A 6,738-nucleotide genomic window follows, 5' to 3' on the forward strand; every position below is an offset into this window, starting at 1 on the left:
GTCCGGGGGTTCGTGCGGAGCCCGTGGTGCGTGCGGGGGTCCGGGGGTTCGTGCGGAGCCCGTGGTGCGTGCGCGGCCCGGGGGTTCGTGCGGAACCCGTGGTGCGTGCGGGGTCGGTGGTCCGTGCGTGGCCCGTGCCAAGTACGGGCTGCGGGGCTTGCGTGGCCCGTGGCCCGTGGTCTGTACGGGCCGCTCGCGGCGCGGCCGTCGCGGCCGGCGGTCACCGGCCGGGGACGGCCGCGAGCTCCGCCGCGAGGGCCGCGAACCGCTCCAGGCGGCTCTCGGGGGTGCGGGCCGGCCGGCACCGGCGGCACCGGTCGACGGCGACGACCGCCGACGCGGACGTGGCGCCCTCCACCAGGCCGAAGCTGCGGACGGTGGCCCCGATGCCCTCCGCCGCGCCGGGCCCGCCGGGCTCGGCCAGGGCCTCGCGTACGGCCTGCTCGGCGAAGCCGACCGCGATGGCGACGTGGTGCGGCGCGTACCCGGAGACCGGGGGCGCCGCGGCCGTCCCGCCGCGGGGTCCGTCCGCCGCCGGGGCGGTGTGCTGGGCGCGGCGGCGGGTGTAGCACTGGTGGCATGCGGTGCGGCCGGGCACGACCACCGGTCCGCACCGCAGGTCGAGGGGGCCCGCCTGGACGGCGAACCAGGGCCGCTTCCAGGCGTGGGCGCTGGCGTCCACCATGTCGGCCAGCACCTCCCGGTCCTCGCCGGCGGCCAGCACGATCAGGTCGCTGTCGGGCCACAGGCTGGGGTGGGTTCCCCGGCTCACGTCGAGGACGGTCGCCCCGGGGTGGCGGGCGGCGAGCCCTTCGGCGACGGCCGCGCCGAACGCCCCCGCGGCCAGGATCAGCAGGCGCGGATCGGTCATCATCGGACTCCTTGTCCCGGTCAGGCGAACGGCTGGGGGTGCGGGTTGACGTCGGCCTCGCCCCGCACCGGGTGGCCCATGGCGGCGGGCGCCGCGTAGAGCCGCGGGTGCGCCAGGTAGCGGGCGCGGTGCACGAAGGACAGCGGCATCAGCTCGGGGACGAGCATCCGGACGACGGTCGCCCCGACCTGCTCCGCCTCGTCCGTGGTGAGGTCGACGCCGACGACCTCGCAGCCGGCGGCGTGCAGCCGCTCCAGCAGCCAGGCCAGCGCGGGCAGCGGCTCCTCGGACGGGGCCCGGGGCAGGTCGCGCAGCCCGTGCACCGGACGCTCGCCCTCCAGCAGGAAGTCGAAGCGGTGCCGCTGCGACCGCGGACCGGACAGCAGGGCGCCGTCGACGACGCTGACGATGTCCTCCTCCGCCGCGGGGGCGGCGGCCGCGTCCTGCTCGGCGGCCCGAGCCATGTGGCGCAGCGCGATCCGCAGGGAGGACGCCTCCCGGTACAGCTTGGCGATGCCCTTGCCGGGGTCCAGCTCGGCCGTCGCCGCGACGAGCTGGGCGATGACCCGGTCGTCGTCCGCGAGCTGCACCCCGTAGATGACCGGGATGCCGAGGTCGGTGGTGGCGTCGTACAAGTGGGTCCGCAGCCGCTCGCTGCTGCCCCGCTCCACGAACGCCCGGTATTCCGGGGCCAGTTCGGCCGGGTCGAACTCCAGGCGGGGGAGGCGCAGCCGCTGGAGCCACGTCAGCGCGATGGCGTCGCGTTCGACGATCTCCAGGATGCCGTTGACGACGGCGGCGGCCGGGTCGGAGTGCGCGGCGCAGCCGGTCGAGACCGGGTGGACGTACCGCTCCGCCATGGACTCCACGGGGTTCTTCAGCCAGACCTGCATCGCCGGCACCCACACGGGGCGGTTGCGGGTGAAGGACCAGCCCCGCACCCAGCGCATCGGCCCGTCCGGGTCGGTCGGGACCAGCCCGCTGCGCGGGTCGGCCAGCTCGGCCGGCGAGCACTGCGGCCAGCGGTCACTGCGGATGGCGTCCTCGCCGAGCTCGGCGGCGGTCGCCCACACGATCTGCTCGGGGTCCCGGGCGCAGGAGGAGTAGCGTTCCAGCGACTCGGCGACCGCGAGGTGCGCGGCGCGCTCCGGGTCGAGGTCGCCGCCGGCTCCGTCGAAGTTCCCGGAGCTGGGATTGTGCTCCCAGCCGCTCTGCTCGCTGAGGACTTCGCCCGGGTTGCCGAGCGAGGCCGTGAAGATGGGGAAGTCCGGTTCGCCCTCGGCGACGGGGAGCCGGGTCACCCGGTTCACCAGCCCGTAGGCGGAGGCGAGTTGTCCGATCCGCAGCAGCGAGTCGGGGACGGGCGGGTGGCTTCGGCCCGTGGCGGCGCCGGGGGTGGTGGTCCCGGCCGTCGTGTACGTCGTCATCGTGCGCGCTCCGTGTCCCAGCGGAACGTCCGTGCCGCGAGGGCCGTCAGGCCCGCGGCCGTCGCCGCCATCACTGTCCAGTCGAGCCACAGGGCGTGGCGGGTGATCCCGCCGACCACGTCGTGGCGCAGGGCGTCTCCGAACATCGCGAGCGGGGTCCAGGAGAGCGGGCCCGCCACCGAGTCGGGGAGGAGTTCGAGGGGGAAGAGCAGTCCGGTGCTCATCAGCAGGACCGGGGTGAGCAGCCCGGAGATCGCGTTCGTCACCTCGGGTGAGGAGAGCAGGCCGCCGAGCAGGTAGCCCAGGGCGAGAAGCATCACCAGTCCGATGGCCGTCGTCAGCAGCAGCCGCAGCATCGACGCCGGCTCCAGCAGTCCGCCGGCGACGGCGCCCGCCCCCATCAGGGCGAGCACGGCCAGCGCCAGCAGCCCGCGGCCCGGGAGCAGCGACAGGAGCACGGCCGGTCGCCGGGCCGGTGTCGTCGACAGCAGCCGCAGGGTGCCGCTGGCCCGCATCGCGACCAGGGCGGAGGCGGTACCGGTGAGGGCGAGCGACAGCAGCGCGAAGGCGAGCACGCCGGGGATGACGAAGGCCATCGGGTCGAAGAGCGCCGAGCCGTCACTGCCGATTGCCGTCACCTCCCAGCCCTTCCAGCCGGCCGCGTCCAGCGCGCCGCGCACGGCGGCGACCACGGAGGGCTGCTCCGGGTCCACGGCCATCCGCAGGGTGCGGGAGGCCGCGTCCGGGACGATCACCGCCGCCTTGTCCGGCTGCGGGCCGGCTTCGGAGACGGCGACGGCGGTGCTGCCGCCGCCCAGGGCGTCCTGCAGGGCGGCCGCCTGCCCGGCGGGCCCGACGACCGCGAGGTCGAAGGGGCCCCGTACCCAGGTGAGCTGCATGAGGACGACGAAGAACACCGCCATCAGCAGCGGGAAGACCACGCTGAAGAAGAGCGCCGCCGGATCGCGCAGCAGCTGCCGGGTCATGGCCCGGGAGAGCGCCCTCCATTGGCGCGCCGTCGAGACGGGCGGTGCGCTGAGGCCGACGGGGGTCATTGCTCCTCCTCCTGTTCCGGTCCCGGTTCCGGCGTGGTTCCGGTGATGCGGAGGAACACGTCCTCCAAGGTTGCGGGGCGGGGTCGGACATCGGCCGCGCCGTCCATCCCCGTGATCCACTCGGCGGCGGCGTAGGGCTCGTCCGACGTCACCTCGAACCGCATCCGGCCCGAGCGACCGGTCGACTCGGCGGCCGTGACGGCCGCGCCGAAGCGCTCGCGGACCCGGTCGGCGAGGCCTGCCAGCGAGGTCCGTACGGACACGACGCCGCCCGGGGCGTACCGGGCGATCAGCTCCGCGGGGGAGCCGGCCGCCACCATCCGCCCCTCGTGCATCACGGCCAGCCGGTCGCACATCTCCTCGGCCTCGGCCATGGCGTGCGTGGTCAGCAGGAACGTGGTGCCGCCTGCCTGGGCCCTGCGGATCAGGTCCCAGACGGCGTGCCGGGCGTGCGGGTCGAGCCCGGTCGTGGGCTCGTCCAGGACGACCACGGGCGTGTCGCCGACCAGTGCCGTCGCCAGCAGCAGCCGCTGCTGCTGCCCGCCCGACAGGCGGGAGGCCCGCGCGCCGGCCTTCTCGGCCAGGCCGATCTCGTCGAGCAGCGCGTCCACGTCCCGCGGCGCGGGGTAGAGCGCGGCCCACGTCTCCAGCGTCTCCCGCACCTTCAACCGCGGGAACAGGCTGGCCTGCTGGGGCTGGAGGGCGAGCGAGGCGCGCAGCACCTCCGGCCGGGAGAGCGCGTCCTCACCGAGGACGCGGACCCGGCCAGCATCGGGCCGGCGCAGGCCGGCGATGGCCGAGATGGTGCTGGTCTTGCCGGCGCCGTTGCGGCCGAGGAGACCGAAGATCTCGCCCGGGGCGACGGAGAAGGAGATCCCCGCCACCGCTTCGACACCCGCGTACGCCACCTTCAGGCCGGCCACTTCGAGTACGTGTTCCGGACCTTCCCCGAGCCCCGCGGCACGGGGGAGTTGGCTGGTCATGGCCATCGCTGTTCTCGCCCTTCGAAATCAGCAGTCGGAGTGGGGGCGGGAACTACTGCCAGCCGTTGACCAGGCAGTGGGGGAGCGGGACGGGGTGGGGCCCGTTCGGCAGGGCCGGCAGGTTCGGCACGTTCGGCAGGCCCGGCACGTTCGGCAGGTTCGCCTGGAGCCGGCAGATCAGCTCGGCGACCTCGTCCGGCACCGGCTGCTGCGTACCGGCGCCGTCCGCGGCGCCGTCCTGCTCGGCGGCCCGGACGGTGCCGGTGCCCTGCTCGTCGGCCGCTGCGGTGCCCGCCGCGGCGGTGAGACCGGCGATCGCCAGAGCCAGACAAGCCGCTGCCGAAGCGAATCGGTTCCCCACTGTGTCCCCCTGAGTCGTTTTCCGTGTTCCCTCGCGTTTCCGCTGAGGAAGACGATGCCAGCGGCAGGGGGCCCACCGGCTGAAAAGCGGTGTCATCATGCTGCACAGGCCCTGCAGCAAGCTGACGAACCGAAACCCCCCAGGCCAGAGCCCGCACCACGGCGACCACACCGCGCCCGGAGCGACCTACGGCTGGCCGAAAAGGCAGCCGCGCCGCCCGTTTCCGCCCTCCCCGCACGCGAGCACCACCCGACCCGCCCTCCACCGGCACTCCGGGGCACGCACACGGCGAAGCCGGCCGCCCGCCGACCAAGAGGTCGACGAACGGCCGGCGCCGTACGCCGGCGAGCCCCTACAGGGGCACCTGCTCGACGAGATGGATCCGGCAGCAGGCGGAGCCCTGCTCCCCGCCGCCGTCGGGCAGCACCCGGAACGACCCGTCGGGGAGGCGCCCGACCACCCGAGCCTTGCTCTTCCAGGAGGAGGGCACGTACGTCCGGGCCGCCCTCAACAGCTCGCCCAGTGCCTCCTCCCGCGTCCTGTTTCCGCTCACCGTCCTGATGACCGTGACGCGCCGCTGCGCGCCGGACTCCTCCTCGGCGATGACCAACCACGCCGGCATGGCGCTACCCCCTTCGTTTCGACGACGGACGAACACGTGGACCGACCGGGCGGAGGCGGCGGCGACGGAGGGTGTCAGCCCCGCCCGTCACACGCCTTGCAGTCCCCGCTCCCCTTGCAGCTGTCGCACTTCGCCCCGCTCCAGCCCCGGAACCCGGAGCCCCCGCAGGTCGTGCACTTCCCGTCGCCCTTGCAGCGCTGGCACATGCCGGACCTCACTTCCGGCCCTTGGCGGGCGTGTAGACGTGGGCCTTCTCCCACCCGGGCGCCTTGTTCAGGACGGCGCCGAAGTACCGGTTCGGCGGCGTCGCCTCGCCGTCGGGCAGGCGGCCGGCACCCAGGGAGGGGCTGTACTTGCGGAAGATCGCGACGGCCTTGGTCAGGCAGTTGTTGTGGGTGACCTGGTAGCCGTTGGCCTTCATGTTCTCGTACGTCCGCTGCGCCGCCCGCAGGTCGCCGCCCGGGGTGTTCGTGCACCGGTAGTGGTCGTAGAAGCCCTTCCGGTGCCCGCTGTCCGGCTTCAGGCTCGTGCGCAGCTTCTCCCACGTGCCGCCGGCGATCCAGCTGCCGTTCGGCTTGCCGGGCTCGGTGTACGAGTCGCCCTCGGCGTTCTCGGTCGCACCCCAGATCCAGTGCCCGGAGTTCTTCGGGTCGCGGACGGCCCAGGCGATGTGACCGGCGCCGCGCGCCCCCTCCGCGTCCTGGAAGAAGCAGACCCGCCCGCCGCCGGCGGCCCGTGCCTGCCCCGCGGGCAGCACGGCGGGGGAGGCGGCGCCGAACAGGACGGCGGTGAGCAGCGGGACCGCGAAGGCGGCGCGGCGCCGGCGTGCCCGGGTGAGCGATCGGATCATGCCGTTCTTCTCCTCTCCGGGGTGAACCCCGGTCCGAGCGGTGCGTCCGTCGCACCGCCGAGAACGACAATGGCCGCGGGCCCGGGGCCGGAGGAGGGGTGGCGGACGGTGGAATGCTGCACCCCCGGTTTCACCGCTCCGACCTGCGCTTTCAGTGAGTCGGTGCAACATGTGCAGGGGGTGGTCGCGTTGGGGAGTGCCGGGAGTGCCGGTCCGTCGTTCATCGAGCTGGCCGGGGCGTTCGGCGGAGCACTGGACGACTGGTCCGCCGCGGTGAGGGACGCCCTCGCCGCCGAGGGCCGGTACCAGAACTGGCTGGCGCGCAGGCTGGGCACGCCCGCGCCGAAGGTGTCGTTATGGCTGCGGGGGCGGGAGCAGGTCTGGCTGAGCGGCGCGGGCCTGCCCGGCGCGGCCACCACCCGGGCCATCGTCCGCGAACTCGGCCTGGAAGGCCCGTCGGCGGACCGCCTGGCCGCCCTCGCGGCCCGCATCGACGACCTCCAACGCCAAATGGAGGCCCGCCACCCCCGCGACTGGCGCAAACGCGCGGTGGAACACCTCCGCGGTAC

Annotated in this window: 8 protein-coding genes; 1 reads left to right on the top strand and 7 read right to left on the bottom strand. The window is 74.5% G+C overall.

The window, feature by feature from the left end:
- Positions 1–220: 220 nt before the first annotated feature.
- The 7 genes from EF903_RS26430 to EF903_RS26460 all read right to left on the bottom strand — a co-directional run bounded on the left by EF903_RS26430 (position 221) and on the right by EF903_RS26460 (position 6,169).
- Positions 221–871: a TOMM precursor leader peptide-binding protein gene (locus tag EF903_RS26430; RefSeq protein ID WP_125547275.1), complete on the bottom strand. Its 651-nt coding sequence runs from the start codon at positions 869–871 to the stop codon at positions 221–223.
- Between the two features lie 20 nt (positions 872–891).
- The gene (locus tag EF903_RS26435; protein WP_125547276.1) at positions 892–2,298 is read right to left on the bottom strand and encodes a YcaO-like family protein; all 1,407 of its coding nucleotides are present in this window, start codon (positions 2,296–2,298) and stop codon (positions 892–894) included.
- A complete protein-coding gene (locus tag EF903_RS26440; protein ID WP_125547278.1) occupies positions 2,295–3,353 on the bottom strand; it encodes an ABC transporter permease in 1,059 nt (352 codons plus the stop codon). Before EF903_RS26440 ends, EF903_RS26435 begins: the two co-directional genes overlap by 4 nt.
- On the bottom strand, positions 3,350–4,336 hold the full coding sequence (locus tag EF903_RS26445; RefSeq protein ID WP_185902830.1) for an ABC transporter ATP-binding protein: 987 nt from the start codon (positions 4,334–4,336) through the stop codon (positions 3,350–3,352). The genes EF903_RS26440 and EF903_RS26445 overlap by 4 nt, the downstream gene beginning before the upstream one ends.
- A gap of 52 nt (positions 4,337–4,388) precedes the next feature.
- Complete coding sequence (locus EF903_RS26450; protein ID WP_125547281.1) at positions 4,389–4,697, bottom strand: hypothetical protein; 309 nt, start codon at positions 4,695–4,697, stop codon at positions 4,389–4,391.
- Positions 4,698–5,049: 352 nt separating this feature from the next.
- Positions 5,050–5,319, bottom strand: a complete 270-nt coding sequence (locus EF903_RS26455; protein WP_125547283.1) for a hypothetical protein — start codon at positions 5,317–5,319, stop codon at positions 5,050–5,052.
- Between the two features lie 214 nt (positions 5,320–5,533).
- A complete protein-coding gene (locus EF903_RS26460) occupies positions 5,534–6,169 on the bottom strand; it encodes a Tat pathway signal protein (protein WP_125547285.1) in 636 nt (211 codons plus the stop codon).
- Positions 6,170–6,331: 162 nt separating this feature from the next.
- Between EF903_RS26460 and EF903_RS26465 the strand changes: the two genes are divergently transcribed.
- On the top strand, positions 6,332–6,738 hold a 407-nt coding region (locus EF903_RS26465), incomplete at its 3' end, for a hypothetical protein (RefSeq protein WP_221888777.1).

It is taken from the genome of Streptomyces sp. WAC05292, from assembly GCF_003949955.1.
Taxonomy (GTDB): Bacteria; Actinomycetota; Actinomycetes; order Streptomycetales; family Streptomycetaceae; genus Streptomyces; species Streptomyces globosus.